This window comes from Brachybacterium sp. FME24 (assembly GCF_014897705.1).
In the GTDB taxonomy this organism is placed as follows: Bacteria; Actinomycetota; Actinomycetes; order Actinomycetales; family Dermabacteraceae; genus Brachybacterium.
Genome location: NZ_JABUXV010000001.1, coordinates 221,812 through 248,342 on the forward strand (window position 1 = coordinate 221,812; position 26,531 = coordinate 248,342).

General features: G+C 70.6%; 22 protein-coding genes. 7 read left to right on the plus strand and 15 right to left on the minus strand.

Annotation, left to right across the window (positions count from 1 at the left end):
• Positions 1 to 82: 82 nt before the first annotated feature.
• The 3 genes from INT51_RS01040 to INT51_RS01050 form a co-directional block, all read right to left on the minus strand.
• Positions 83 to 1,027, minus strand: coding sequence for a hypothetical protein (locus INT51_RS01040; RefSeq protein ID WP_226831806.1), 945 nt, complete (start codon positions 1,025 to 1,027; stop codon positions 83 to 85).
• A gap of 431 nt (positions 1,028 to 1,458) precedes the next feature.
• Positions 1,459 to 2,919: a PhoH family protein gene (locus INT51_RS01045; RefSeq protein WP_226831807.1), complete on the minus strand. Its 1,461-nt coding sequence runs from the start codon at positions 2,917 to 2,919 to the stop codon at positions 1,459 to 1,461.
• Between the two features lie 261 nt (positions 2,920 to 3,180).
• Positions 3,181 to 3,939 (minus strand): isoprenyl transferase, encoded by a 759-nt coding sequence (locus INT51_RS01050; RefSeq protein ID WP_193103337.1) that lies wholly within the window; start codon positions 3,937 to 3,939, stop codon positions 3,181 to 3,183.
• A 216-nt stretch (positions 3,940 to 4,155) separates the two neighbouring features.
• Between INT51_RS01050 and INT51_RS01055 the strand changes: the two genes are divergently transcribed.
• The gene (locus INT51_RS01055; RefSeq protein WP_193103338.1) at positions 4,156 to 5,091 is read left to right on the plus strand and encodes a hemolysin III family protein; all 936 of its coding nucleotides are present in this window, start codon (positions 4,156 to 4,158) and stop codon (positions 5,089 to 5,091) included.
• Positions 5,092 to 5,173: 82 nt separating this feature from the next.
• Here the strand turns inward: INT51_RS01055 and INT51_RS01060 are convergent, their stop codons facing one another.
• Both INT51_RS01060 and mca read right to left on the minus strand, forming a co-directional pair.
• Complete coding sequence (locus INT51_RS01060) at positions 5,174 to 5,662, minus strand: hypothetical protein (protein ID WP_193103339.1); 489 nt, start codon at positions 5,660 to 5,662, stop codon at positions 5,174 to 5,176.
• Entirely contained in the window at positions 5,659 to 6,570 is a 912-nt protein-coding gene (mca, locus tag INT51_RS01065) for a mycothiol conjugate amidase Mca (protein ID WP_193103340.1), read from the minus strand. The genes INT51_RS01060 and mca overlap by 4 nt, the downstream gene beginning before the upstream one ends.
• Before the next feature lie 212 nt (positions 6,571 to 6,782).
• Between mca and INT51_RS01070 the strand changes: the two genes are divergently transcribed.
• The gene (locus INT51_RS01070; RefSeq protein WP_193103341.1) at positions 6,783 to 7,175 is read left to right on the plus strand and encodes a DUF4307 domain-containing protein; all 393 of its coding nucleotides are present in this window, start codon (positions 6,783 to 6,785) and stop codon (positions 7,173 to 7,175) included.
• 225 nt (positions 7,176 to 7,400) lie between these two features.
• Positions 7,401 to 7,889 carry a transcription elongation factor GreA gene (greA, locus tag INT51_RS01075; protein WP_193103342.1) on the plus strand — a complete coding sequence of 163 codons (489 nt, stop codon included), beginning with the start codon at positions 7,401 to 7,403 and terminating at the stop codon, positions 7,887 to 7,889.
• Positions 7,890 to 8,049: 160 nt separating this feature from the next.
• Here the strand turns inward: greA and INT51_RS01080 are convergent, their stop codons facing one another.
• Positions 8,050 to 9,396, minus strand: a complete 1,347-nt coding sequence (locus INT51_RS01080; RefSeq protein ID WP_193103343.1) for an AI-2E family transporter — start codon at positions 9,394 to 9,396, stop codon at positions 8,050 to 8,052.
• Positions 9,397 to 9,549: 153 nt separating this feature from the next.
• Here INT51_RS01080 and INT51_RS01085 point away from each other — a divergent pair, with 153 nt between their 5' ends.
• Entirely contained in the window at positions 9,550 to 10,491 is a 942-nt protein-coding gene (locus INT51_RS01085; RefSeq protein WP_226831808.1) for an ABC transporter ATP-binding protein, read from the plus strand.
• Complete coding sequence (locus INT51_RS01090; RefSeq protein WP_193103344.1) at positions 10,476 to 12,188, plus strand: hypothetical protein; 1,713 nt, start codon at positions 10,476 to 10,478, stop codon at positions 12,186 to 12,188. Before INT51_RS01085 ends, INT51_RS01090 begins: the two co-directional genes overlap by 16 nt.
• Positions 12,189 to 12,207: 19 nt before the next feature.
• Here the strand turns inward: INT51_RS01090 and INT51_RS01095 are convergent, their stop codons facing one another.
• The 7 genes from INT51_RS01095 to glmS are packed head-to-tail and all read right to left on the minus strand — an operon-like array spanning position 12,208 to position 19,039.
• Complete coding sequence (locus INT51_RS01095) at positions 12,208 to 12,684, minus strand: GNAT family N-acetyltransferase (protein ID WP_193103345.1); 477 nt, start codon at positions 12,682 to 12,684, stop codon at positions 12,208 to 12,210.
• 1 nt (position 12,685) lies between these two features.
• Positions 12,686 to 13,381: a tRNA (adenosine(37)-N6)-threonylcarbamoyltransferase complex dimerization subunit type 1 TsaB gene (tsaB, locus tag INT51_RS01100; protein ID WP_193103346.1), complete on the minus strand. Its 696-nt coding sequence runs from the start codon at positions 13,379 to 13,381 to the stop codon at positions 12,686 to 12,688.
• On the minus strand, positions 13,381 to 13,923 hold the full coding sequence (gene tsaE, locus INT51_RS01105; protein WP_193103347.1) for a tRNA (adenosine(37)-N6)-threonylcarbamoyltransferase complex ATPase subunit type 1 TsaE: 543 nt from the start codon (positions 13,921 to 13,923) through the stop codon (positions 13,381 to 13,383). Before tsaE ends, tsaB begins: the two co-directional genes overlap by 1 nt.
• Positions 13,920 to 15,092, minus strand: coding sequence for an alanine racemase (alr, locus tag INT51_RS01110; protein WP_193103348.1), 1,173 nt, complete (start codon positions 15,090 to 15,092; stop codon positions 13,920 to 13,922). The genes tsaE and alr overlap by 4 nt, the downstream gene beginning before the upstream one ends.
• 13 nt (positions 15,093 to 15,105) lie before the next feature.
• A complete protein-coding gene (locus INT51_RS01115) occupies positions 15,106 to 16,596 on the minus strand; it encodes an NAD(P)H-hydrate dehydratase (protein ID WP_193103349.1) in 1,491 nt (496 codons plus the stop codon).
• Positions 16,593 to 17,117 carry a holo-ACP synthase gene (locus tag INT51_RS01120; RefSeq protein ID WP_193103350.1) on the minus strand — a complete coding sequence of 175 codons (525 nt, stop codon included), beginning with the start codon at positions 17,115 to 17,117 and terminating at the stop codon, positions 16,593 to 16,595. Before INT51_RS01120 ends, INT51_RS01115 begins: the two co-directional genes overlap by 4 nt.
• Positions 17,118 to 17,170: 53 nt before the next feature.
• A complete protein-coding gene (glmS, locus tag INT51_RS01125) occupies positions 17,171 to 19,039 on the minus strand; it encodes a glutamine--fructose-6-phosphate transaminase (isomerizing) (protein WP_193103351.1) in 1,869 nt (622 codons plus the stop codon).
• 256 nt (positions 19,040 to 19,295) lie between these two features.
• Between glmS and coaA the strand changes: the two genes are divergently transcribed.
• Positions 19,296 to 20,252 (plus strand): type I pantothenate kinase, encoded by a 957-nt coding sequence (gene coaA, locus INT51_RS01130; RefSeq protein ID WP_193103352.1) that lies wholly within the window; start codon positions 19,296 to 19,298, stop codon positions 20,250 to 20,252.
• Between the two features lie 65 nt (positions 20,253 to 20,317).
• On the opposite strand, the gene glmM is transcribed toward coaA, so the two are convergent.
• Positions 20,318 to 21,664 carry a phosphoglucosamine mutase gene (gene glmM, locus INT51_RS01135; RefSeq protein ID WP_193103353.1) on the minus strand — a complete coding sequence of 449 codons (1,347 nt, stop codon included), beginning with the start codon at positions 21,662 to 21,664 and terminating at the stop codon, positions 20,318 to 20,320.
• Positions 21,665 to 21,807: 143 nt separating this feature from the next.
• On the opposite strand from glmM, the gene INT51_RS01140 reads away from it, so the two are divergent.
• Positions 21,808 to 25,113, plus strand: a complete 3,306-nt coding sequence (locus tag INT51_RS01140; RefSeq protein ID WP_193103354.1) for a DEAD/DEAH box helicase — start codon at positions 21,808 to 21,810, stop codon at positions 25,111 to 25,113.
• Between the two features lie 63 nt (positions 25,114 to 25,176).
• Here INT51_RS01140 and INT51_RS01145 read toward each other — a convergent pair whose 3' ends face one another.
• Positions 25,177 to 26,499 (minus strand): CoA transferase, encoded by a 1,323-nt coding sequence (locus INT51_RS01145; RefSeq protein ID WP_193103355.1) that lies wholly within the window; start codon positions 26,497 to 26,499, stop codon positions 25,177 to 25,179.
• Positions 26,500 to 26,531: the final 32 nt, after the last annotated feature.

Sequence of the window (26,531 nt, forward strand, 5' to 3'; positions counted from 1 at the left end):
CCTTCGCCCAGGCGGCTCCCGCCTCGATCCGCGCAGTCCAGCATGCACGGACGCCTCCGCCTCGTTCCGGCTCCGCCGTCCTTCACGCCCTGAGGATGTCCGGGTCGCGAATGCTCTCGGTTCCCGTGGGCACCTGCCCGGCAACAGGAGGTCTGCGATGCTCGCCACGGCGGAGGATCGCGAGCAGCATCTGCTCGGTGTCGTTCCAGCGCAGGAAGACCTGCTCCCAGGACAGCCTGGTCACCAGGTAGCCCCGGACGGTCAAGGAAAGATCGCGCTCCCGATCCTGGTCGTAGCTCAGGGGATCATCATGGAACTCGCGGCTGTCGCATTCGATCACCCAGCTCTTGCCGACCAGCAGGTCCATACGACGCCTCCCATCAGGGAAGTACACCTGGGAGCGGACGGGGAACCCGCGCGACTCCAACCACCAGCGCACCGTCGTCTCGGTCCCCGATTCGGCATCCGCTCTGATCCGGGAGAGCGGACGACGGGTCCTCTGGGGGAGCGCCGCAACGATCCGGTCGACCTCACGCCGTCGGAGCACTCCGAGGTGCAGCGCGGACTCGAAGAGCACCGCAGCCTTCACCGTCGGAAGGCAGCGCCCGGCGTGCGCGAGGACCAGTTCGAGATCCGGCACCGGGTCGTGGTCCGGCCACCTCCGCATCGCAGAGCCGTGCAGAATCACCGGCTGCAGTGTGCCCTGAGGCGCGATCTTCCCGTTGCGCCGTCGAACCGGGATGATACGAGCCTCCTCGAGCTCGGGCCCGGGGTCAATCAGTCGCGGGCGGTAGACGTGCGTCCCAGTGTGAGGAGGAGTCCACAGCCCGTGCAGCGAGGCGGCATCCAAGCAGGTGGGCCGCACGCCGAGGCGGAGGAGGGCGACGACGTCGGGTGGTGCCTCCGGTGTGATGTACCAGGGCTGGACACTGCTCACGCTGCCCTTGCGCAGCCAACGCTCGACAGTCCGTCGGGATGTCCTGTCCGCGGTGACTAGCGTCTTGTGGCGGATACCTGTGATCTGCATGGACCTGATCCGACCACCGATGCCGCACCAGCATCACCGGCCGTACCGCGGCGGTGGATACAGGCCCGTTGTGGAGGGACGGCCGCATCGACCTGGCCGACCGCAGCCGACGGGCCCGCCCAGCGCGTGCCCGTCCCATCCACTGGCGTGCTGCGAGCAGGCACCGCCATATAGGCGCCACCTTGCTGGCACAGCGCCACCGGATCCGTTGCAGCACCAGCAGGTACTCGGACCCATCGGACCTGACCCGTCCCGACCAGGCCCAGCAGGCCCAACAGGCCCGGCAGGCCGACCAGGCCCGGCAGGCCGACCAGGCCCAGCAGGCCGGCAGGCCGGCAGGCCCAGCAGGCCAGACCTGGCCCAGCAGGCCCAGCCCAACCCGCACCGTCCCTGGCCGGAACACCGTCCCTGGCCAGAACGCCGTCGTCGCCTCAGAACACCGGTTCGTCCAGCACGTGGGTGACGAGCTCGGCGACCTTGGAGCGCTCGGAGCGCTGCAGGGTCACGTGGGCGAACAGCTCCTTCTCCTTGAGGGCCTCGACCACGGACGCGACGCCGTCGTAGCGGCCGATGCGCAGGTTGTCGCGCTGGGCGACGTCATGGGTGAGCACCACCCGGGAGTTCTGGCCGATGCGGGAGAGCATGGTCAGCAGCACGTTGCGCTCCAGGGACTGCGCCTCGTCGACGATCACGAAGGCGTCGTGCAGGGAGCGGCCGCGGATGTGGGTCAGCGGGAGCACTTCGAGCATGCCGCGCGAGAGGACCTCGTCGATGACGTTCTGGGAGACCATCGAGCCGAGCGTGTCGAACACCGCCTGACCCCAGGGCCCCATCTTCTCCCCCTGGTCGCCGGGCAGGAAGCCGAGCTCCTGGCCGCCCACGGCGAACAAGGGCCTGAACACCATGATCCGGCGCTGGGTGCGCCGCTCGAGGACCGCCTCGAGACCCGCGCACAGGGCGAGCGCGCTCTTGCCGGTGCCGGCCCGGCCGCCGAGCGAGACGATACCGATGGACTCGTCCTGGAGGAGGTCGATCGCCACGCGCTGCTCCGCGGAGCGGCCTGAGACCCCGAAGGCGGTCTGATCGCCCTGGACCAGGGTCGCCTTCCGGTCGCGGGTGACCCTGGCCAGTGCCGAACCGCGGGGGCTGGTGATGGTCAGTCCCGTGTGCACGGGCTGATGGGCGATCTCCGGGATCTCGACCGTCTGGCCGTCGTAGAGGTCCGTCATGGTCTGCTCGTCGACCGTGGTGGTGACCATCCCGGTGTACCCGCGGTCGCGGGCGAGCTCGGCCCGGTACTCCTCGGCGTGGAGACCGGAGGCGGACGCCTTGATGCGCATCGGCAGGTCCTTGGAGACGAGCACGACGTGCTTGCCCTCGAGCTGCAGGTTCTTGGCGACCGCGAGGATCCGGGTGTCGTTGTCCCCGAGCCGGAACCCGTCGGGCAGCGATGCGGCGCTCATATGGTTCAGCTCGACGTGGACGTGGCCGCCGTCCTTGCCGATCGGCAGCGGCACCGAGAGGTTGCCGTGCTGCTCGCGCAGGTCGTCGAGCAGGCGCAGTGCCTGACGGGCGAAGTAGCCCAGGTCAGGGTGGTGGCGCTTGGCCTCCAGCTCGGTGACCACCACGATCGGCAGCACGATGTCGTGCTCGGCGAAGCGGTGCAGGGACAGCGGATCGGACAGCAGCACCGAGGTGTCCAGCACATAGGTGATCACGCCGGTCTCGATGTCCGCCAGCACCTGTTGTGCGTTGCCTGGTCGCAGCGACGGCACCACGGGCGAACCATCCGGATTCGGAGCACCGATCACCCCCGACCCGGTGTTCGTGCCGGTGCCTGCGATGCCCTCATCAGCGGGCATCGTCTCGCGGGCAGTGGTCGTCTCGTACATCGGAGCCTCCCGAAATCGCGCGGATGCCTGGACCTTAGCCCTGTCCTCACCCGTTGTCGGGCGCGTCCCGCCGTCGGCGGGCTCGACGTTCACCCGATCGTCACCGGGAGTTCTGCCGACGCCCCGGTGGCGCCAGTGTGCCACCGCTCACAGGCCCGGCGTGGGAGGCACGTGGCGCGGTCGACTCCGATGCGCGCGCACACGGCGCGCGGATCGCGGAAGTCTGCACACAGCACGCGGCGGGCAGCGGGCAGCGGACGCTCACGCGCCGAAGCGGCGCTCGCGTCGGCAGAAGTCGCGCAGGGCTCGCAGCAGGTCGATACGCCGGAAGCCCGGCCAGTAGGTCTCGCAGAACCAGTACTCCGAGTGCACCGACTGCCAGAGCAGGAAGCCCGAGAGCCGCTGCTCGCCCGAGGTGCGGATGATCAGATCGGGATCCGGCTGCCCGCGGGTGTAGAGGTGCTCGGTGATCGATTCGACGCTGATCGCCGCAGCGATCTCCTCCGGGCTGCGACCCTTCTGGCCGAGGTCGCGCACCAGCTCCTGCACGGCGTCGACGATCTCCTCGCGCCCTCCGTAGCCGATGGCGACGTTGACCGTCAGCTCCGACTCCGGTGCCGCCTGCTCCTGGAGGCGGGCGATGCCGGCGCGGACGTCGGCGGGCAGGGCTTCGGCGGTGCCGGTCAGGCGCACGCGATAGCCCGCTTCGGCGATCTGCTCGACCGTGGAGGCGATGATCTCGTAGAGCGCCGTCAGCTCCTCGCGCGGCCGGCTCAGGTTGTCAGTGGACAGCATCCACACGGTGACCAGTGGGATCCGCAGGTCCTCGCACCAGGAGAGGAACTCGACGATCTTCGCGGCGCCGACGCGATGGCCGTGCTCGGTGGACTCCCCCGCCTCCTTCGCCCAGCGGCGGTTGCCGTCGACGATGACCCCGAGATGCTGTGGGAGCTCGAAGACCTCGAGCTCCTTCGTGAGCCGGCGCTCGTAGACGCGGTAGAGAAGGCCGTCGTCGTCCATCGCAGCCTCCCCTCGTCACGTCGAATATGTCGTAGGCACTCGCTGCCGTGCTGCACTCCGGTCTGTGCGGCGCGCGCCGCACGACCCGACGTGCCATGCCCCACCCAGCCATTATCGATGATGCCGAGCTGCGAGCCGGACGCTTCCGTGCAATCCTCACCGGATCGTCACAGTGCCCCACCGCTAAGTTACGGATGCGTAGGTTAAGATTCTGGCATGACTACCGGCTCCCGCCGCGAGGACTCGCAGAGCTCCTCGAACACGACCCCCGAGGCCATTCCCCGCCCCGCAGCCGCACCCGATCCGGCCGGCGCCTCCCCCGAGGCTCCCGAGGCCTCCGGGCTCCAGGACTCGGCGCTGCGTGAGGCGGTGGAGGCTGTGGCGGAGTCGGGCGCCCCGCGCACCGTGGGCGCCACCCCGGACACCCTGGGCGATGACGACATCCCCACCGCGCAGACCCACCCCTTCGCGCCCAGGAGCCTGACCCGAGCGATGGCCGCGCGCGCCACACAGCTCGGCCTGCAGCTGCCCAAGCCCCGGCTGCGTGGCGTCCTGCACCTGATCGCGTTCCCGACCTCGCTCGTGGCCGGCCTGCTGCTGGTCGCCTTCGGGGAGACCTTCGCGATCCGGCTCGCCTGTGCCGTGTTCGTGCTCACCGCCGGGATGCTGTTCGGTGTCAGCGCCGTCTACCACCGCGGCACCTGGTCGCCGCAGCACGCGATCATGCTGCGCCGGTTCGACCACGCCAACATCTTCTTGATCATCGCGGGCACCTACACGCCGATCGCGATCGCCCTGCTGGCTCCACGGCAGTCCCTGACCCTGCTCGGGATCGCGTGGGGTGGCGCCCTGATCGGCGTGTGCTTCCGCCTGTTCTGGACCGGCGCTCCGCGCTGGCTCTACGTGCCCGCGTACATCGCGCTGGGCTGGGTGGCAGTCTTCTACATGCCGGCGCTGCACGCCACGGGCGGTTGGCCCGTGGTCTGGCTGCTCGCCATCGGCGGCGTCGCCTACACGGCCGGCGCGATCGTCTATGCGCTCAAGAAGCCGAACCCGTCACCGGCCTGGTTCGGGTTCCACGAGATCTTCCACGCCGGCACGCTCATCGGCTTCGGCTGTCACTTCGCGGCGGTCGCGACGGCCGTCGTCTGACGACGCTCGCCAGAGACCGGCAGTTCGGGGCGCGGGTGGACCTGTTGGCCGCGATGCTCGCTCGGTCGAGCCCGACTCATACTCAGCGGTGGGTGTCGGCCCCGGGGTCGGTGTCGTCGGGGGGGTCGGTGTCGTCGGGACCGGAGTCGTCATCGGCCGACGGATCCGGCGCCGACGGAGAATCCGCATCGGTCACCGAGCCGCCCGCGGCGGCTCCCTCCCCGGCGCCCTGGTCACCGGGAGCGGAGGCGGCCTTGCGCTCTGCGTCCTCAGCCTTCTCGGTGTCGTCGGCAGCCTTCTCGGTGTCGTCGGCGTTCTCCGCCGCTGCCTTCTCCGCCTCTTCGGCCTCCATCCGCTCGCGCACCTGCGCGCGCGCCTGGACCCGACGGGTGCGACGGGTCATGTCCAGCAGCAGCAGCACGATGGCCACCGCAAGGATGAACATCGCGAAGAATCCGGGCAGGCCTGGAGAGACGGAGACCGAGGTGAACCCGCCATTGTCCGAAGGGAACGGCTCGGCCAGCACGTCACCGGCGATGCCGAGCGCGGGGACCCGTCCCGCGCCGATCACGATCGCGCTCCGAGGTGCTCGTGGCGCAGGCCGGCGAACAGGTCGGTCTCGGGCAGCTTCACGCCGATGCGGGAGATGTGCAGCTCGTAGTCCTCGGTGCCCCAGACGGCGCTCTCGACGTCGTGCGTGATCCGGAAGAACGGGCCGTCGGGGTCCACCTGCGTGGCATGCGCGCGCAGAGCATCGTCGCGCACCCCGAGGTAGTCGCGCACGTCGATCCGCGTGGTGAGGAGCCGGTCCGTCCCCTCGTCGAAGCGCTGCAGCATCTGCTCGAGCTCCTCGTTCGGGTTCCCGGCACCTCGCAGGTGGCGGGCGACCGCGGAGAACCGCTGCCGGTGGAAGCCGTTGATGTAGTAGAGCTTGGCGATCTCCCAGGGCTCCCCGAGCTCGGGCGCGAAGGTCGGATCCGCGGCGAGGTCGAAGGCCGCCACGCTGATCCGGTTGGTCTGGACGTGGTCCGGGTGCGGGTAGCCGCCGTTCTCGTCGTACGTGGTCATCACATGCGGGCGCAGCCTGCGCACGACCTCCACCAGCGGCTTCGCGGCCTCCTCGACGGGCAGCGTCGCGAAGCTCCCGGCCGGCAGCGGCGGCAGCGGATCGCCTTCAGGCAGGCCCGAATCCACGAAGCCGAGCCACTCGTGGTCCACGCCGAGGATCTCCTGCGCCCTGGCCATCTCGCGGCGACGCACAGCCGGGAGGTCCTGCGGGGTGAGGGTGGGATCGTCGCGCAGTCGGGGATTGAGCACGTCACCGCGTTCACCACCGGTGCAGGTGATGACAGTGACCTGGGCGCCCTCACGGGCATAGCGTGCGGTCGAGCCGGCACCCTTGGAGGACTCGTCGTCCGGGTGCGCGTGGACGGCCACCATCCGCAGGGTTTCGTCAAGGGCGGGCAGCTGGGCGGGCACGGTACTCCTCGGAAGCAACAGAACGGGGACGAGGCACCCCGGGACCGGTGCGAGCACTGTCCGGAAGTGCCTCACCAGCGCCCGATCCTACGCCACCTGGGCTGAGGACTCCCGGTGCCTCCCGCTCCCTGTCCTGCTGACGTGATGGGGGCCTCCCGGGCCCTGAGCCGGTCCTGGGAGAGCCCCTGGTCGAGGTCTGGAACACTGGCACCATGAACGGCACCCTGCAGCGCCCGGCGGATCGGTATGGCGCACCGCGGCTCTCGAAGCGCACCGCGCGCGTCCTGATGGCCCTCACGGCTGCCGTGTTCCTCGCCGTGGTCGCCGTCGTCGGCTACTGGGTCGCGAGCCCGGGCATCAGATCCGAGATGATCGGGTACGACCACCTCTCCGACCACGTGATCGCCGTCGACTACATGGTGACGATGGATCCCGGCACCGAGGCCACCTGCCGGATCCAGGCCATGAACAAGGGCCGCGCCCAGGTCGGATTCGTCGAGACCACCATCGCGGCGCAGTCCACCCGCCAGAGCGCGCACCACGTCGAGATCTCCACGCAGGGCGACGCCGTCTCTGCGGAGGTGCTGGGCTGCGACCCGCTCTGACCGGGGAACCCCCTCACACACCCGCCGATTCATCGGACCGCGAAATCCTCGCGAACCTCCCGGGAACAAGGAATTGTGCGGTGTAAGGTATCCCGAAACCGGCGACGAGCCGGTGATCATCACCCGCACACGGGGCGCATGAGGACATGTGCCCCGTGATTCGCGTATAAGGGGCTCTTGACTGATCTCCCGATGCGCACGACCGAAGACGACAGGAGTGAACCCATGAGCAGCCAGCCGAATGGCGCCTGGCTCACCCAGGACGCGTACGACCGCCTGGCCAAGGAGCTCGCTGAGTTCGAAGGGCCCGGCCGTACCGAGATCGCGGAGCGCATCGCTGCCGCGCGCGACGAAGGCGACCTCAAGGAGAACGGTGGCTACCACGCCGCCCGCGAGGAGCAGGGGAAGATGGAGTCGCGCATCGCCGACCTCCAGCGCCTGTTGAAGAACGCCGTGGTGGGCGAGTCCCCGAAGGACGACGGCGTCGTCGAACCCGGCATGGTCGTCGTCATCAGCATGGCCGGCAAGGACCGGACGTTCCTGCTCGGCAACCGCGAGATCGCCGAGAACGCCGACCTCGAGGTGTACTCCACCGAGTCGCCGCTGGGCAGCGCGATCCACGGCTCGAAGGTGGGCGACTCGGTCGACTACACCGCACCGAACGGCAAGTCGTTCCCGATCGAGATCCTCAAGGCCAAGCCGTACGATCCGTGAGCAGCGGGCGCTCGGCGCCTGTGAGCGCAGCGCCGCTGGTAGTGCGAGAGAGGCCCCCTTTCCGGCTGATGCCGGATCGGGGGCCTCTCTCGTGCGGTGACGGGCCCGCAGGGCCCGCCGCGTGCGGCGTGGACGTCCCTGATCGGGACGTCGACGCCGTTCACTCCTGGGCAGGCTTCGAGGGTGGAGCGTCCCCGTCCTGGGATGATGTCGGTTCCGCGGGCGAGCTTCCCGAGGATGCCGATTCCTCCATGGCAGCCGGATCGGCCGATGCTGCCCTGCTGGACGGCGAGCCGGCCGGGGTGGCAGGGACGTCCTCGGAGTTCGCCGTCGCGGTCGCCATTGCGTGCTTGCGACCTCCCCCGCCGAGTGCGGCGAAGTGGTCCGCAGCCGTCGAATCCTGACCCAGCTCGGGGCTGGGGTCGCGGCCGACGATGTACAGCAGCGTCGCATTGACGAAGGCGATCAGCGGGATCGCGAACAGGGCGCCCGGGATGCCGGCGACCATCGCGCCCCCGGCGACGCCCAGGAACACGGCGAGCGGGTGGAGCTCCACGGCTTTGCCCATGAGGAACGGCTGGAGCACATTGCCCTCCAGCTGCTGGACCAGCAGGACGATGCCCAGCATGATCAGCGCGAAGATCCAGTTCTGCAGCACCAGCACGAGCAGCACCGCGAGGATGCCCGACGCGATGGCGCCGACCAGTGGGATGAAGGAGAACAGGAAGACCAGAAGCCAGATCGGCACGGCATAGGAGCCGAGGCCGAGCGCGACCATGCCGATGGAGATACCGACGGCGTCGACGGCGGCCACCAGGATCTGGGTGCGCACGTAGGCCGACAGCGCCTTCCAGCCGCGACGGAACGCTTCATGGGTTCCGGGGCGGGCATCCGGCGGCATCAGGCCCACCGCCCACCGCCAGATGGTCGGGCCGCTCGAGAGTAGGAAGAACAGCGTGAACAGCATGATCACGATGCCGGTGGCGAGATTTCCGACCACGGCAGCGGTGCTGAGCGCCGAGTTGAGCACGGTGTCCGCGTTCTCCTGCAGCTTCGTGACCCCCTCGTCGATCGCGGGCTGAATCATCGAGTCATCGAGCTTGAAGGTCGTGGTCGCCCAGGTCGTCACGGACTGGAAACCGGTGACGGCCTTGTCCTGGATATCGCCGAACTGCGCGATCAGCTGCCGCCCGGCGAGGGTGAACATGCCCGCGATCACCAGGAGCAGTCCGAGCAGGGCGACGCCGCTGGCCGCCGCCCGGCCGAGGAACGTGTAGCGGGTCAGAACCTTGACGATCGGAGTCAGCAGCACCGCGAGGAGGATCGCGAGGAGCACCGGGATCACGATGCCGCTGATCTCCCGCAGACCGTAGAGGATCAGCACCGAGGCGGCGGCGATGATGATGATCCGCCAGGACCACGCCGCGAGCCGGCGGATGCCGAGCGGGATCTCCTCGACTTCCGGCGCGAGGCCGGATGCCCGCGGGGTGGGGCGCAGCTTCGACATGGGACTCCTTCTTCCAACGGGGCCAGGACGGCTCTCGGGCATCCTAGTCCGATCCCGCTGACGACCTGCACGATTCCCCGCACCGACGAAGGTCTGCCCGGGCGTCGCCGTCGGACGGTAAATTGCCGTCCGCTCTCTCGATAGCGTGACCTCATGCACTCCCTCGACCCGCACTCGTCGCCCTCCTCCGACACGCCCGGCTCGTCACTGCCTGCAGAGACGACATCGACCGGCCACGTCGACCTCGCGTCCGGCCCCATCTCGCAGTCGGCCGGCTCGCCGACGGGAGCGTGGGCCGACGGAGCAGCCGCCCCGGTCACGGCGGGCGCCGCGGTGCCGGACCGCACGGCACTGTCGATCCGCGGCCTGCGCAAGTCCTTCGCCAAGACCGAGGTGGTGCACGGGATCTCCCTGGATGTGCCCCAGGGCTCGTTCTACGGGATGGTCGGCCCCAACGGCGCCGGCAAGACCACCACCCTCTCGATGGCCACCGGCCTCCTGCGGCCCGATGGCGGTACCGCGCATGTGCTCGGCACGGATATGTGGGCTGAGCCCGAGGCGGCCAAGGCGCGGCTCGGGGTCCTCGCCGACGGCATGCGCACCTTCGACCGTCTCACCGGCCGCGAGCTGCTGACCTATGTCGGCCTGATCCGAGGCATGGAGGCGGACGTCGTCGAGGAGCGCAGCCAGTCACTGCTGGCAGCCTTCGACCTCACCGGGGAGGACGGCAAGCTCGTCGTCGACTACTCCGCCGGCATGACCAAGAAGATCCTCCTGGCCAGTGCGCTCCTGCACGCGCCGCGAATGCTCGTGCTCGACGAGCCGCTCGAGGCCGTCGACCCCGTCTCCGCACAGGTGATCCGGAAGATCCTCACCGCCTACGTCGCCGGCGGCGGCACCGTGGTGCTGTCCAGCCATGTCATGGAGCTGGTCGAGGGGCTGTGCAGCCACGTCGCGATCATCGCTCACGGTGAGCTGCTGGCCGCGGGCACGCTGGACGAGGTCCGTCAGGGCGGCAGCCTGGTGCAGACCTTCATCGACCTCGTCGGCGGCGGCGACGTCGCGGAAGGGAGCCTGTCGTGGTTGGAGTCCTGAGCAGCGAGCACGCCGCCACCGCCTCGGCGGCCGACGTCCACCACGGCGAAGTTTCCCAGAAGTCCCTCGTCCGACTGCTGCTGACGCTGAAGTGGACGCTGTGGAAGCGGTCCTACCGCAAGAACGTCGGCAAGATCATCGGCACCGCCATCGGAGTGCTGTACGGCGCCGGCGGGCTCGTGGGCCTGGTGGCCCTCTTCCTGGGCACCACGCTGTGGGCCGGCGAGGGCGAGACCTTCCCGATGATCATCCGGGGCCTGGGCGCCTTCACGGTGCTGGCATGGTTCCTGATCCCGGTGCTGGCCTTCGGTCTGGACGACTCCCTGGATCCGCGGTCCTTCGCCCTGTATCCGCGCTCCGCCAAGGAGCTGCAGCCCGGCATGTTCGCCGCCGCCGCCCTCAGCCTCCCCAGCATCTTCACCCTGCTCGCCGTGCTCGCGGCCACCGCCTTCGAGGTGCTGTGGCTGGTGCTGTTCGGACAGGGCGCCGGATGGATCGCCCTGGCCGTGGTGGCGCTGATCCCCGCGAACCTGGCGGGGATGGCGCTGTGCCTGCTGCTGCCGCGCGCCTGGTTCGCGCACTCCGCGAGCCGCGCGTCCTCCCGCAGCGGGCGCGAGCTCGGCGGCGTCGTCGCCATGATGGTCATGTTCGCGGCGATCTACGGATTCTCCCTGAGCATCCAGCGGGTCGGCGATCTGGACTTCGAGCTCCTGCGCCAATGGCTCCCCCGTCTGGTCGACATCGTCGCCTGGACCCCGTTCGGTGCACTCTTCGCCGTGCCGATGGACCTCGCCGAGGGCGCGGTGCTCCCGGCGGTGCTGCGCGCCCTGATCGGCGCGGCCGCGATCGCGGCGACCTGGATGTGGTGGCGACGCTCGATCGCCGCGTCCCTCACCTCGGCCCTGAGCGGGGATGCTTCCTCCGGCGCCGCGAAGGTCTCGGCCCTGGTGCCCCGGTTCGTCAAGCCCACCGCTTTCGGAGCTGTGCTGGGGAAGTCGCTGCGCTATTGGCGGCGCGACACCCGGTACCTGGCCGCGATCGGCATCTACCCGTTGATCATCGTGTTCTTGGTGGCCATGGGGCTGGTGCTGCCGGAGTCCCGCCCGATGATGCTCGTGATGGTCGTCTTCATGTGCGGGCTCAGCGGGATCAGCCTGTGCAACGAGATCGGTTTCGACGGCCCCTCGGGATGGGTGAACATCACCGCCAATCTTCCGGCGCGCGCGAACCTACTGGGTCGCGTCGCCGCGATCGCGCTGCTCATGGCGCCGCCGGTCGTGGTGATCACCGTCGCCCTGCCGATGCTCTTCGGCATGGCGCACCTCATCCCCCTGGTCGTGCTCGCGTCTCTCGGAGCCATGGCCAGCGGCTGGGGTTCCTCCGTCGCGATCAGCGCGATCCTGCCGTACCCGAGCTCCCCTCCCGGCACGAACCCCATGAAGGACAAGTCCGCCTCGAGCGCCAACGCGATGCTCACGATGACGATCGCGATGGTCGCCGTGTTCGTCCCGCAGATCCCGACCATCATCCTGGCGATCTGGGGTCTGATCATCGGCAGCGACATCCTGCTGCTGGTGGGCGGGCTGATCTCCCTCGTGCTCGGCGCGGCCACCTTCCTCGTGGGGCTGCGGATCGGCACGGTCCGGCTGACCAGTCGCTACCCGGACGTGTTCCAGAAGGTCCGCGACTTCCTGTGAGGCGCGGCGCGGAGGTGACCTACAGCTCGCGCTGCATGACCAGGGCGTCGATCCGTCGGCCGCGGATCCGGTAGTAGCCCGTGCGACGGTCGATCTCCTGGTAGCCGGAGCGCTCGTAGAACGTGCGGGCCCGTGCGTTGTCCTCGCGCACCTCCAGCAGCATCCGGGAGGCGCCGCCGAGGCGTGCCTGCTCCTCGCACCAGGCCAGCAGCGCACGACCGATGCCCGCGCTCTCGCGACGGGTGCCGATGGTGTGCAGATCGGCCAGGTCGCCGGCGAGCATGATCCCGGAGTAGCCGAGCAGTTTTCCGCTCGCGTCCGCGCCCTGAGCGGCGACCACATAGCGGCGGTCGGGGTGCCCGAGCTCCGCGGCGAGCTGGAACACGTTCCAGGCCTCGTCGGGGAACAGCTCGAGCTCGGCGACGGCGATCTCCTCGACGTCGTCGAGGGTCGCGGGGCGCAGCGCCCAATCCCTCGCGTCGCCGGCGTCGACCATCTCAGCGCCCCAGGGTGCTCTTGCGAGCGGTGGGCTTGGCGGCGTCGGGCGCGCGCAGGTACATGGGATCCGTGTCGGCCAGCTCGGCGCCCTGCGCAGTCAGCTGCGCGGCGGCGAGGATCAGGTGCCCGGCGTCGACATGCACGAGCTGAGTGGTCGCCGGCAGCAGCTCCGGGTACAGCGTGGTGCCGGAGCCGACGAGCAGGTCGCAGGCGGTGAGCTCGGCGGCGACGTCTGCGGGTGCGCCGACGGCGGGCTCTGCCTCGCGCGTCACCCGAGCGTCCGCCTGGCGCCGGTAGCGCGCGTGGTAGACCTCGCGGCGGCGGGCATCCAGCGCCACGGCGACCGTGACCGGGGCGGCGTCGGTGGTCGCGAAGGCCTGGTGGGCCAGGGCGTCCAGGGAGCTGAGTCCGTACAGCGGCACATCCAGCACCCCGGCGATGCTGCGCGCGGCGACGAGGCCGACCCGCAATCCGGTGAACGGCCCCGGGCCGCGGCCGACGACGATGCCGGTGAGGTCGCTGCGCTGTGCGCCGACCTCATGCATCGCCTCGTCCACGAGTGCCAGCAGCACCTCGTCGTGGTGCCGGGAGCGGTCATCGCCGCGCACGACGAGGATCTCCGGGGCGGGCCCGGTGAGAGTGCCCCGGGCGACGGCGACGCTCACCGCTCCGGAGGTATCGATTCCCAGCAGCATCAGCAGTTCTCCTCGATGGTCGTGGCAGTCCCGTGGAGCGACGCCAGCGCGAGGACGAGCTGCTCGATCGCGCGCTCGTCCCAGCGCGGCCCGTTGGGGCTCAGGCGCAGGGTGCGCGGCTCGTCGGGATCCTCGGGATCCTCGACCTGGTCGGGACGTTCGAGCTCGAGCAGCAGGAAGGAATCGACCAGGTGCTCGACCCGATCACGCCCCCATTCGACGACGGTGACGGCCTGGTCGAGGTCCGCTTCGAGGTCGAGGTCGTCGATGTCGCCCCCTCCCCCGAGCCGATAGGCGTCCACGTGCACGAGGGCGGGGCCGCCGATCAGGCTCGGATGCACCCGCTCGATGACGAAGGTCGGGGAGGCGACCGGACCGCGCACCCCGAGGCCCGCACCGAGTCCCTGCGTGAAGGTGGTCTTGCCGGCACCGAGGGGCCCGTCCAGGATCAGCAGGTCACCGGCCCGCAGCACCTCTGCGATCGCCGTCGCGGCAGCGCGGGTGCCGTCGGCGTCGACCGTGCGGAGCACGAGAGCGCTCACGCGCGGACCTCGCGGGTGACTCGGCCGGAGACCGAGGTGAGGATCTCGTAGGGGATGGTCCCGGCAGCCCGGGCCCAGTCGTCGGCCGTCGTCGCGGCGGGCCCGGTGGGTGCTCCCCCGGCGTCGCCGAAGAGGAAGACCTCGTCACCGGCGCGGGCGTCGGTGTCCGGGCCCAGATCGATGACGATCTGGTCCATGCTGATGCGCCCGACCTGCGGGGCGCGGTGGTCGCCGGATTCGGTGCGCACGAGCACGTGGCAGTGATCGCTGCCGGCGCGGTGCAACCCGTCGGCGTATCCGATCGGGACCAGGCCGAGGCGGGTGTCCCGGGTGGTGGTGCGGATCCTGCCGTAGCCGATGCTGTGGCCTTCGGGGACCTCCTTGACCAGAGCCAGGCGGCTGGTGAGGGTCATCGCCGGGCGCAGCGGCAGGTCGGTCGCCACCGGCGGGTAGCCGTACAGCGCGATGCCGGGGCGCACCAGGTCGCGGTGCAGGTCCGGGCGGGTCAGCAGGGCAGCGGAGTTCGCGAGATGCTGCAGCGGGATGGGGCCGACCTCCTCGGCGAGCGCTGCGCACGCCGAATCGAACAGGTCGACCTCCTGATCCGTGGACGGGTCCGCGGGGTCATCGGCGCTGGTGAGGTGGGTCCATGCGGCGACGACCTGGATGAAGTCGTCCTCACGCATGGCCGCGCCGATCTCCCGGATCTGCCAGGGCAGGACGCCGTTGCGACCCATGCCGGTGTCGATCTTCAGGTGCACGCGGGCGCGACGATCGGCCTGGCGGGCGGCTGCGGAGACCAGCTCGAGCATCTCCGGGGAGCCGACGGACACATCGATCCCGGCGGAGAGCACGTCGGGCAGCACGGTCGCGGCTGTGTGCGGCTCGTACAGCCAGGTCAGGATGTGCACGTCGAGGCCGGCGCGGGAAAGGGCCAGTGCGCTCGCGGGGTGGGCGACGCCCAGCCAGGTGGCGCCTCCCTCGAGCGCCGCGCGCGCCGCGTTGAGCATTCCGTGCCCATAGCCGTCGGCCTTCACCACGGCCATCAGGGCCGTGTGCTCCTCGAGCAGTCCGGTCAGGGTGCGAGTGTTCTGGGTGATGGCCGACGGGTCGATCACGGCCCGGTTGGGCACGTGCCGAGGGTCCTCGGCCGGGATCGGGATGGTCATCGGGCTCCTAAGTTCACGGCAGGGCGCCCGCCAGGATAGTCCCGAGCGCCTCCGGGAGGTGCTCGGCGACGTCGAGGGCGACCAGTGGCAGCCTCCCATCCCGAGACGCGAGCCTGCCCGCGCGGCCGTGGAGGATCGATGCCAGCGCCGCGGCGTCGGGACCGGGAAGCCCCGCGGCGAGCAGGGTACCGAGCACCCCGGCCAGGACGTCGCCGGTGCCGGCGGTGGCGAGCTGGGGCGTGGCATCGCCCTGGGCGCGCAACGGCCCGCCGTCGCCGGGCGCGATCACGGTGATCGCCCCCTTGAGCAGGACTGTCGCCCCGGTCGCAGCGGCGAGCGCTGCCGCGAGCTCGGGGCCGGGCAGGTCCGCGTCGAGGCCGAGGCGGGCAGCGAGCCGGTCCGCTTCCCCGCGATGCGGAGTGAGGACGATATCGGCGCCGAAGCGGTGCTGCGCGGTGACGGCGTCGAGGCCGCCGGCGTCGATCACGCCACAGTCCAGGGCGGCGTCGGCGGCGCTCAGGAGTTCGACGCCGGCGCGGGTGCGAGGTTCCTCACCGGAGAGCCCGGGACCGACCACGAGGGCGTGGGTGCGACCGACCGCGCCGAGATCGACGGTATCGGTGGGGTGGCCGACGACCTCGGGGCGGGTGCGCAGGACGAGGTCCAGGACGCTCTGCGGGGCGAGGCATCGGACCATCCCCGCGCCGGCACGGGCCGCCCCCGAGGCGGCGAGCACCGCAGCGCCCGGGTATCGGGGGCTGCCGGCGGCGAGGGCGACCACGCCGCGCGAGTACTTGGTGGCGTGATGGTCAGGGTGCGGCCACAGATCGTGGACGTCGTCGTCCTCCAGGCGCAGCACGGCAGGCGCTGCCGGCAGCAGCGACGCGAGGCCGATGTCCACGAGGCGGATCCGGCCGGCGACCTCGGAGCCGCCGGGCAGCAGCAGGCCCGCTTTCACGGCCCCGAAGGTCACGGTCTCCTGCGCGCCGAGGGCTCCGGAAGCAGCCTGACCGGTGGTGGCGTCGACGAAGCTCGGCATATCGACGGCGACGACGGAGACCCCACTGGTGCGCACCGCATCCAGCAGCCCAGCGAGTTCCGAGGGGATCTCGGGGCGACCGCCGAGGCCGACGATCGCATCGAGCACCAGGTCGGCCTCGGCGATCTGGGCTTCGACGTCCTCTAGGGAGGTCTGGGCGAGGTCACGGATCGTGCCACCGGACTCGCGAAGGGCATCAGCGCTGGGACCGTGGAGGTCATCGCCGGTGGCGATCACGTCGACGACCACGCCCTCGTGGCACAGCATCGAGGCGGCGAGCAGCCCGTCGCCGCCGTTCGCGCCGCGGCCGGCGAGGACCAGGACATGCGGCTCCTCGGGGGTGCGCAGGCGCTCGGCGACCCGGCCGGCGAGGGCACGGGCCGCTCGGTGCATGAGCGGCTGACCGGCGGCGAGCAGCGGTGCTTCCGCGTCTCGGATGTCCTTCGCGCTGTATCCGCTGATCATCGGTGCATCCGGTCGTCGGCGACGGCGACGGTGGTGGCCTCGTCGCCGGGTGTGGCGCTCTGTGCGGGCCGGTCGAACGCCGGTGCCTCGCGCTCGGCGACCACGATCGCCGTGGCGATGTCGCCGTCGTGGGACAGCGACAGGTGCAGATGTCCGACCCCCTGGGACTCGGCGGAGCGCAGCGTCGCGCCGCGCAGTCGCAGGTACGGGCGGCGCGCGTGCGTCCGTTCGACGGTGACGTCCTGCCAGGAGAAGTCCCCCGGAGCGCCGAGCGCCTTGCCCACGGCCTCTTTGGCCGCGACCCGGGCGGCGCGGGAGGCGTCGGACAGTCCGCGCTCCGACGGCGTGAACAGCCGATCCAGCAGGGCAGGGGTGCGCTCGATCATCACGGCCAGGCGTGCGATGCCTACGACGTCGATACCCGTTCCGACCACGACGCCGTCCGGGCGGGGCGCGAACGCCCGGCCCCCGAAGCTGTCGTCGGGGCCGGGCGTCGGCGTCGCGGTCGGGAAACTGCTCATCTCCGAAGTATCACACCCCGGTCCGGGGGCCGCAGGACGGCGAGGTCACACTCTCATTCCACCGTGACGGACTTCGCGAGGTTGCGCGGCTGATCCACGTCCAGGCCCTTGGCGGTGGCGAGCTCGCAGGAGAAGATCTGCAGCGGGATCACCGTCAGCAGCGCCGCGAACAGGGTGCGGGTGGCGGGCACCCGGATCACCTCATCGGCGTAGGGAAGCACGGCGTCGTCGCCCTCCTCGGCGATCACCAGGGTGCGGGCGCCGCGGGCGCGCACCTCCTGGATGTTCGAGACCACCTTGGAGTGCAGCGAATGGCGCCCGTTGGGCGAGGGCACGATGACGAAGACCGGCTGCCCCTCCTCGACCAGGGCGATCGGGCCGTGCTTGAGCTCGCCGGCGGCGAAGCCCTCGGCGTGGATGTAGGCGATCTCCTTGAGCTTGAGCGCGCCCTCCATCGCGGTCGGGTAGCCGACGTGGCGGCCCAGGAACAGCACGCTGGTGGCGTCCTGCATGTCCTGGGCGAGCTTCTCGACCTGTCCGGAGTTGTCCAGCACCTGCTGGATCTGGTCGGGGATCTGCTCGAGGTCGCCCATCAGCGCGGCGATCTCGTCGGGGTAGAGGTTGCCGCGCACCTGCGCCAGGAACAGGCCCAGCAGGTAGCAGGCGGCGATCTGGCCCAGGTAGGCCTTGGTGGAGGCGACGGCGATCTCGGGGCCGACGTGCAGGTACAGCGCGGCATCGGACTCGCGCGGGATGGTCGAGCCGCGGGTGTTGCACAGCGCGATGACCTTCGCCCCCTGCTCGCGGGCGTGGCGCACGGCCATCAGGGTGTCCATGGTCTCGCCGGACTGCGAGATCGCGACCACCAGGGTCTTCTCGGTCACGACCGGGTCGCGGTAGCGGAACTCGTGGGCGAGCTCGACCTCGGTGGGGATCCGGCACCAGTGCTCGATGGCGTACTTCGCCACCGCGCCGGCATTGGCGGCGGTGCCGCAGGCGACCACGACGATCTTGTCGACGCTGCGCAGCAGAGCGGGGTCGATGTCCATCTCGTCCAGCTTCAGGGAGCCGTTCTCGAGTCGGCCCAGCAGGGTGTCCGCCACGGCGCTCGCCTGCTCGTGGATCTCCTTGGCCATGAAGGACGGGTAGCCGCCCTTCTGCGCGGCCGCGGCGTCCCACTCGATGGTGTAGCGCTTGGCGTCGGTGACCTCGTGGCCCTCGAAGTCGATGATCCGCACCTCGTCCGCGGTGACAGTCACGACCTGGTCCTGGCCGATCTCGAGGGCCTCCTTGGTGGAGTCCACGAAAGCGGCGACGTCGGAGCCCAGGAAGTTCTCGCCCTCGCCGAGACCCACGACCAGCGGGGAGTTGCGACGGGCGGCGACCACGGTGTCCGGGGCGTCGCGGTGCACGGCCAGCAGGGTGAAGGCTCCGTCGAGAGAGGCGGCGGCCCGGCGCATCGCCTCGGTGAGGTCCCCGGTCTGCTCCATCTCACGGGCGACCAGGTGGGCGGCGGCCTCGGAATCGGTCTCGGAGGTGAAGGAGTAGCCCTGGCCCTCGAGCTCGGCGCGCAGGTTCGCGAAGTTCTCGATGATGCCGTTGTGGACGACGGCGAGCTCGCCGTCGCGGCCGCCGAGGTGGGGGTGGGCGTTGGCGTCGGTGGGGCCGCCGTGGGTGGCCCATCGGGTGTGGGCGATGGAGACGCGCCCGGTGGTCTCGGTGTCTCCGTCGAGGGCTTCACGGAGATTCGCCAGTTTGCCGGCGCGTTTGGTCACGCTCACCGAGTCGCCGTCGATCACGGCGACGCCCGCGGAGTCATAGCCGCGGTACTCGAGGCGGGCGAGGCCCTGGAGGGCGACGTCCACCGGACGGGAAGAGGGGCCTGAGGCCTGAGGGCCTGCGTATCCGACGATTCCACACATGATGATCACGCTAACGATCGCGGCGACGACGAGCCGCAGGTGAACGACATTCTCGCGAGTCGTTCCTCACCCGAGAGGGGGTCGGTGCACAGGCCTGGTCGAACGCGCGCACGAGCAGTCACATTCACGCACGCACCCCTTATCCATCGACATCCGGTCGCCGGCCCGAGCCGCCGGGAGCTCTCCGCGTGCGGTACCGGTCTCATCGCGGCGGTCGTTGCACGGCGGCACCCGAACTGCTGGAACAATCAACCCCATGAAGTCTGCTTCGACGTCGAGCACTGTCACCCCGTTCGAGGAGATCTCGCGGGAGGACTGGGCACGCTTGTCCCAGCAGACCCCCCTGCCGCTCTCCGAAGAGGACGTCACCCGTCTGCGCGGCCTCGGTGACCGTCTCGATCTGCGCGAGGTCGATGCCGTCTATCGGCCGATCTCCCGCCTGTTGAACATCCAGGTCGCCGCCGCGCAGACCCTGCGCCGGGCCCGCGAGGACTTCCTCGCCCAGCGCCAGCAGCGCACCCCGTACATCATCGGCGTCGCCGGATCCGTGGCAGTCGGCAAATCCACCACCGCCCGACTCCTGCGCGAGCTCATGGCGCGCTGGCCCGAGACCCCACGCGTGCAGCTCGTGACCACCGACGGCTTCCTGCTGCCCAACGCCGAGCTCGAGTCGCGCGGGATCATGCAGCGCAAGGGTTTCCCGGAGAGCTACGACCGGCGCGGATTGCTGCGCTTCGTCGCGGATGTGAAGTCCGGTCACGACCGGGTCGAGGCGCCGGTGTACTCGCATCTGACCTACGACATCCTCGAGGACGAGCGCGTGGTGGTCGAGCAGCCCGACGTGCTGATCGTCGAGGGCCTCAATGTGCTGCAGCCGGCCCGACCCCGCCGCGATGGCCGCCTGGGCATGGCCGTCTCCGACTTCTTCGACTACTCCGTGTATGTCGATGCTCGGCTCGAGGACGTGCAGCGCTGGTACGTCGATCGGTTCCTGCAGCTGCGACGCACCGCGTTCTCCGATCCCCGGTCATACTTCCGCCGGTACGCGGAGCTCACCGATGAGCAGGCCGAGCAGACCGCCCTGCGGATCTGGCGCACGATCAACGGCCCCAACCTCACCGAGAACGTGCTGCCCACCCGTGGCCGCGCCGACCTGGTGCTGCGCAAGGACGGTCAGCACCGCGTGCACTCCGTGCTCCTGCGCAAGGTCTGAGACGCCGCCGGCCACCGACCGGCGCCAGCAGCGACCGGGCCCGGAGTGCGGGCCCGGCCCAGGGCTCAGAGGCCGACGCGCTCGCGGACGATGCCGGCCAGGCGATCGGCGACCGAGGTGGCCTGCTCGTCGGACGGCGCCTCGACCATCACGCGGACGAGCGGCTCGGTGCCTGAGGGACGCAGCAGCACCCGGCCGGTCTCGCCGAGCTCCTGCTCCGCCTCGGCGACGGCATCGAGCACGCCGCGGTCGATGGTGGCGCGAGCCTTGTCGACGTTCTTGACGTTGATGAGCGCCTGCGGGAGGCGCGTCATGACGTCGGCCAGCTCGCGTGCGGTGCGGCCGGTCTCGACCATGCGCTGGAGCAGGTGCAGGGCGGTGAGCTCACCGTCACCGGTGGTGGCGTGCTCGGCGATGATGACGTGGCCGGACTGCTCACCGCCGATCGAGAAGCCACCGAGGTTCATCTCCTCGAGCACGTAGCGGTCACCGACCCCGGTCTGGCCGAGCACGATGCCGTGCTCCCGCATGGCGAGCTTGAGGCCGAGATTGCTCATGACGGTCACCACGAGGGTGTCGTCGTGCAGGCGGCCCTTCTCCTTGAGGTCCACGGCGAGGATGCCCATGATCTGGTCACCGTCGATGACGTCGCCGTTCGCATCCACCGCGAGGCAGCGATCCGCGTCCCCGTCGAAGGCGACGCCGATATCCGCACCGTGGGCACGCACCGCCGCTTGGAGTGGACCGAGATAGGTGGAGCCGACGCCGTCGTTGATGAGGCCGCCGTCGCTGCGGTCACCGATGACGTGGACGGTCGCTCCCGCGCGGCGCAGGGCCAGCGGGCCGGTCTCGCAGGCGGCGCCGTTGGCGCAGTCGGCGACGACGGTGATGCCCTCCAGGGGCCGGTCCAGAGTGGCGACGAGGTGCTCGACATAGGCCTCGACGGCGCCCTCGTACCGAGTGATGGTGCCGACGGCCGTGCCCTCGGGGCGGTCCCATTCCTCGCCGAGCCGGGCCTCGATGGCGTCCTCGACCTCGTCGGGGAGCTTGGTGCCGCCCCGGGCGAAGAATTTGATGCCGTTGTCGGCCGCGGGGTTGTGGGAGGCGGAGATCATCACCCCGAGGTCCGCGCTGGTGGACTGGACCAGGTGGGCCAGGCCCGGGGTGGGAAGCACCTCGGCGTCGAGCACGTCGACCCCGGCGGAGGCGAGGCCCGCGCAGACCGCCGCGGACAGGAAGTCGCCCGAGGGGCGGGGGTCGCGGGCGACGATGGCGCGCGGCCTGGTGCCGCCGAAAGCGCCCAGCGTTCCCAGCACATGAGCCGCGCCCACCGAGAGCTCGACCGCGAGTTCGGCGGTGATGTCACCGTTCGCGCGTCCGCGCACTCCGTCGGTTCCGAACAGTCGTGCCACAGGATTCTCCTCACGAGAATGGGGGTTCTTCGTCCCGGCGGGGCCCGCTGTGCGCAGGGCCCGGCCGGACATTCGCTGTGAGACTACCCGCTGACATCCCTTTGGCCCGTCATCGGTCGCCCGTCGGCGTTACGTTGGTAGCTATGCCAGATCCTGTTCTCCTCCCCCGGCTGCTGCCGTCGGCCATCAGCCATCACGTCGGCGACCGGTCTGCGGGCCGAGGCCTCGCGCGGGCTCGTGCAGGGCGTGTCGAGGACCTCCGGTGGGATCACGAGACCTCGACCGTCTCCGGAGCGGTCATGGACGACGCCGGCTCCGTGCAGCGGGCCCGGGCGATGCTGGTCGAGTACGAGGAGGATTCGGTCTCGCGCCGGTTCCTGCCGGCGGCTCCTGGTGGGCTCTGGCGCCCGCGCGGCTCGCAGTGCAGCTGCCCCGCCGACGGGAGCTGCGAGCACGTCGCCGCGATCCTCTATCGCCTGAACGATCTGGGAGCCCGGGCGGAGGAGTCCGATCCTCCCGCAGAATGGCGCAGCGTGCTGCGTCCCCTGCTCGGCACATCCACTCCCGCGGCGACGCCGCGTCCCTTGGCGATCCGCTTCGACCTCGAGGCCGGCTCCTCGGGCGCCGGGGCGTCGCGTCGCCATCGCGAGCCCGCCACTCCCGCCGATCTCGAGGCGGGGTCCGATCTGTGGCTGGGTCTGCGACCGCTGACCCGAGGCCGCAAGGGCGCCTGGATCAAGGGCGAGCTGTCCTGGCGCAGCTTCGAGGTCCATCTCATCGGCCGCGAGTACGACCCGGTGCATGCGGAGGCACTGTCGCGGGTCTTCGCCTCCGCCTCCGCGGAGCGCTCGTACTCCAGCGGCGCGATCGACCACCTGTGGCTGAACACTGTCACCTCACCCTTGCTGTGGCAGTCCCTCGTCCACGCGCGCGATGCGGGAGTGGAGTTCCTCCCGGGCACCGGCCTGACCTCGATCACCCTGCTCGGTGGGGCGAGTGTCGGGCTCGACCTGCACGGCGGCGACGAGGTGCAGGACCTCCAGGTGCAGTCCCGAGTCGACCTCGACGGAGAGCGCGCCCCCGGCGCCCGACTGCTGGGCGCGGCCGGCGTGCTGGACGTCGAGCCGCACGGCCCGGACGCTCTGGCGGCCCGCATCGCCCCCATCGGCTCCCCTGTTCCTCGCGCTCTGCGCACGCTCCTCCAGCGCCGGCGGCCCCTGCAGGTCCCGGCCGCCGATCGCGAGGCGTTCCTGGAGGTCGCGTACCCGCAGCTGCGTTCTCTGACGTCGGTGACCAGCCTCGACGGCAGTGTCGAGCTTCCGGCCGCGCCCCGCCCGGCCCTCCTCCTGACCGCCTCCTATGCCTCCGGGGATCGCCTCACGCTGCGCTGGTCCTGGCGATATCACGATCCGGACCGGATTCTTCCCATCGATCAGCGTCAGGGCGCGCATCGGGACCTGGCGCACGAGGACGACGTGATCGCGGCGGCCATGACGCTGTGGTCGACCGCGGGATCGCAGTCCCCGGACGTGCTCAGCGGCCCCGACACCGCCCGCTTCTCCGAGCACGTGCTCGATGCGCTCGAGGCGATGGACCATGTGGAGACCGAGGTGGTCGGCACCCGGCACGCGTATCGCGAGCTCGACGGCGCGCCGCAGGTGCGCGTCACCCAGCAGGCCTCGCCGGGCAAGCACGATTGGTTCGACCTCGGATTCCAGATCACGATCGAGGGTCGCGAGATCCCCTTCCCCACCCTCTTCGTCGCGCTCGCCCGGGGGCGCAGCAAGGTGCTCCTGCCGGACAAGACCTACTTCTCCCTCGATCATCCGGCCTTCGACGCTCTGCGCGAGCTGATCCGCGAGGGCGAGGCGCTCGCGGAATGGGAGCCTGAGCAGCAGCGCATCAGCCGCTTCCAGGTCGACATGTGGAACGACCTCGAGGAGATGGCCGACGAGACGGACGCGAGCGCCGAGTGGGACCGCACCGTCGCCCGGGTGCAGGACCTGCAGGAGATGGTGTCGCCTCCGCTGCCCGCCGCCCTGGACGCCGAGCTGCGTCCCTATCAGCGCGAGGGCTTCTCCTGGCTTGCCTTCCTGTTCGCCCACGGACTCGGTGGTGTCCTCGCCGACGACATGGGCCTGGGCAAGACCATCCAGACCCTTGCCCTGATCGCCCACGCCCGCGACGGCGCCGATGGGGCGTCACAGCCCCCGTTCCTGGTCGTCGCACCATCCTCGGTGCTGCCGGTGTGGCGGCGCGAGGCCGAGCGCTTCACGCCCTCGCTGGACGTGCGCGTACTGGACCGCACAGCGGCGGCGCGCGGCTCGGACCTGTCCGCCGTGATCGCCGGCGCCGACATCGTGGTGACCAGTTACACCGTGCTGCGCATCGACGAGGAGGACTTCGCCGCGCAGCGGTTCCACGGCTTCGTGCTGGACGAGGCGCAGTTCGTGAAGAACCGCCGCTCCCGCACGCATCGGGCTGCCAAGGGGGTCCGCGCCGACTTCCGCCTGGCGATCACCGGCACGCCGATGGAGAACTCCCTGGACGATCTGTGGTCGATCCTCGATCTCGTCGCTCCCGGGCTGGTCGGCGGGGCGAACGGTTTCCGGCAGCAGTACACGCTGCCGATCGAGACCGGCGAGCACCCCGATCGCATGGAACGGCTGCGGCGACGGGTACGCCCGTTCCTGCTGCGCCGCACCAAGGAGCTCGTCGCGACGGAGCTGCCCGCGAAGCACGAACAGGTCCTGACCGTGACGCTCGGTCAGGAGCATCGCGCGGTCTACGACTCGGTGCTGCAGCGCGAGCGCAAGAAGGTCCTCGGCATCATCGAGACCGACCTGGACCGTCAGCGGTTCATCGTCTTCCGCTCCCTGACGCTGCTGCGGATGATGGCACTGGATCCGCAGCTGGTGGACGCGGAGGCCTACGCCGACGTGCCGAGCTCGAAGCTGGAGGCGCTGTTCGACCGGCTCGAGGAAGTCATCGGCGACGGGCACCGGGTGCTGCTGTTCAGCCAGTTCACCTCGTACCTCGACCGGGTCGCCGGCGAGCTGCGCGCCCGCGGCGTCGAGTATGCGCATCTGGATGGTTCCACTCGGGACCGTGACGCCGCCGTGGCGGGGTTCCGCGAGGGCGACGCTCCGGTGTTCCTCATCTCGCTGAAGGCGGGCGGCTTCGGGCTGACCCTGACCGAGGCCGACTACGTGTTCCTGCTGGATCCCTGGTGGAACCCGGCGGCGGAGGCGCAAGCCGTGGACCGTGCCCACCGGATCGGCCAGGACCGCCAGGTGATGGTGTACCGAATGGTCGCGGAGGACACGATCGAGGAGAAGGTGCTCGCCCTGCAGCAGCGCAAGGCCGAGCTGTTCGACGCCTTCACCGACGGCGGCGACGCCTTCCGCTCCGCGGTCACCGCCGAGGACATCCGGGAGCTCCTGGCCTGAGCCCGCGGCAGGGCCCGATCCCTGAGCAGGCAGCGGCAGGTGCTGTGCCCGCACCGTCATGCGTCACCCCAGCCACCTGGCCTCAGCGGCGCCGTACGCCGCGACCGGACGTTCGATCGTGGTCCCGTCGATCAGCAGTGGGGGCGGCACCACGTCGAGCGCCCCGGCGGAGGAGTCGACGCGCACCCGCGGGATCTCGAGCGCTGCCGGGTCCTCCTGCAGCGGAGCAGACGCGGACAGAAGGGCGCGAGCGGCACCGAGAAGACTGATGCGGACCGTGTGCGCGCGGGACCGGGCCAGGGCCTCGAGGACGTGCGCGGCCAGCAGGTGGCCGCTCGCGTGGTCCAGGGCCTGCACCGGGAGCGCGCCGGGGCGCTCACCTGTGCCGCAGGCGGTGGCGATCCCGGTGGCCGCCTGGACGATGGAGTCGAACCCCGGTCGGCTCCCCCAGGGCCCGTTCTCGCCCCACGCGGAGAGCGAGACGATGATGGCCTGCGGGGCGAGCTCCTCGAGCTCCTCCGCCCCGAGCCCGTACCTCGTCAGAGCGCCAGGGCGGTACCCCTCCAGGATCACATCGGCTCCCGCGGCGAGGGTACGGGCCCGGTCGGCGTCACGCTCGAGGTCGATCTCTGCGGACCGTTTCCCCATGCCGGTGGAGAGGTGCTGCGCCAGGAGCTCCGGCCGCTGCGGCGAATCGATGCGCAGGACGTCGGCGCCCAGGCAGGCGAGCAGCTGCGACCCGGTGGGGCCGGCGATCACACGGGTCAGATCGAGCACCCGGACGCCGCGCAGCAGGTCCACCTCCCGGCGTGCGCGACCGCCGATCGCCTCGGTTCCGCGCGCGTTCGGGCCGCCGTGGGACCTTCGGGACCCTGGGCCGCTCAGCTCGGCACGACCGCCGCGATCGCGCACCGCGCTCCACGGCTCATCGGCCGTGGCGAGCGCGTGGGGATGCGACTCCCAGTGCGCGGAGGTGTGCACGACCACGGCGATACCGCCGGCGGCGGTGATCGCCTCCTCGATGTCGGCCGCGTCCCGATGGGCAAGAGCGCGTTCGAGTCCAGGTCGGTCCGAGATCTCGAACGTCTCGCGGATCACGGCGGCGTGGTGCGGGTAGTTGGCGTGCAGGCGCACCCAGCCGTCCCGTGCGGCGAAGAAGCCGGACAGCTCGGCCCAGGCCGCGGGGGCCCGGCCATCGATGCGCTGGTTCTCGTAGGCGGCGAAGGAGGCGGCTATCAGCTCAGGGGTGGTCTCCACGACGACATCGCGCCGCTGCGCGGCGGCGAGCTCAGCGACGGCGGAACGCACCCTGTTCACTGCGGTGCCGGCGAAGTTCTCGACGTCGAAGGGACCGGTCCACCACCTGCGAGGTGCGCGTAGAGCCATCACCGGAGCCTAGCCTGCCCAGCAGCCTGTCT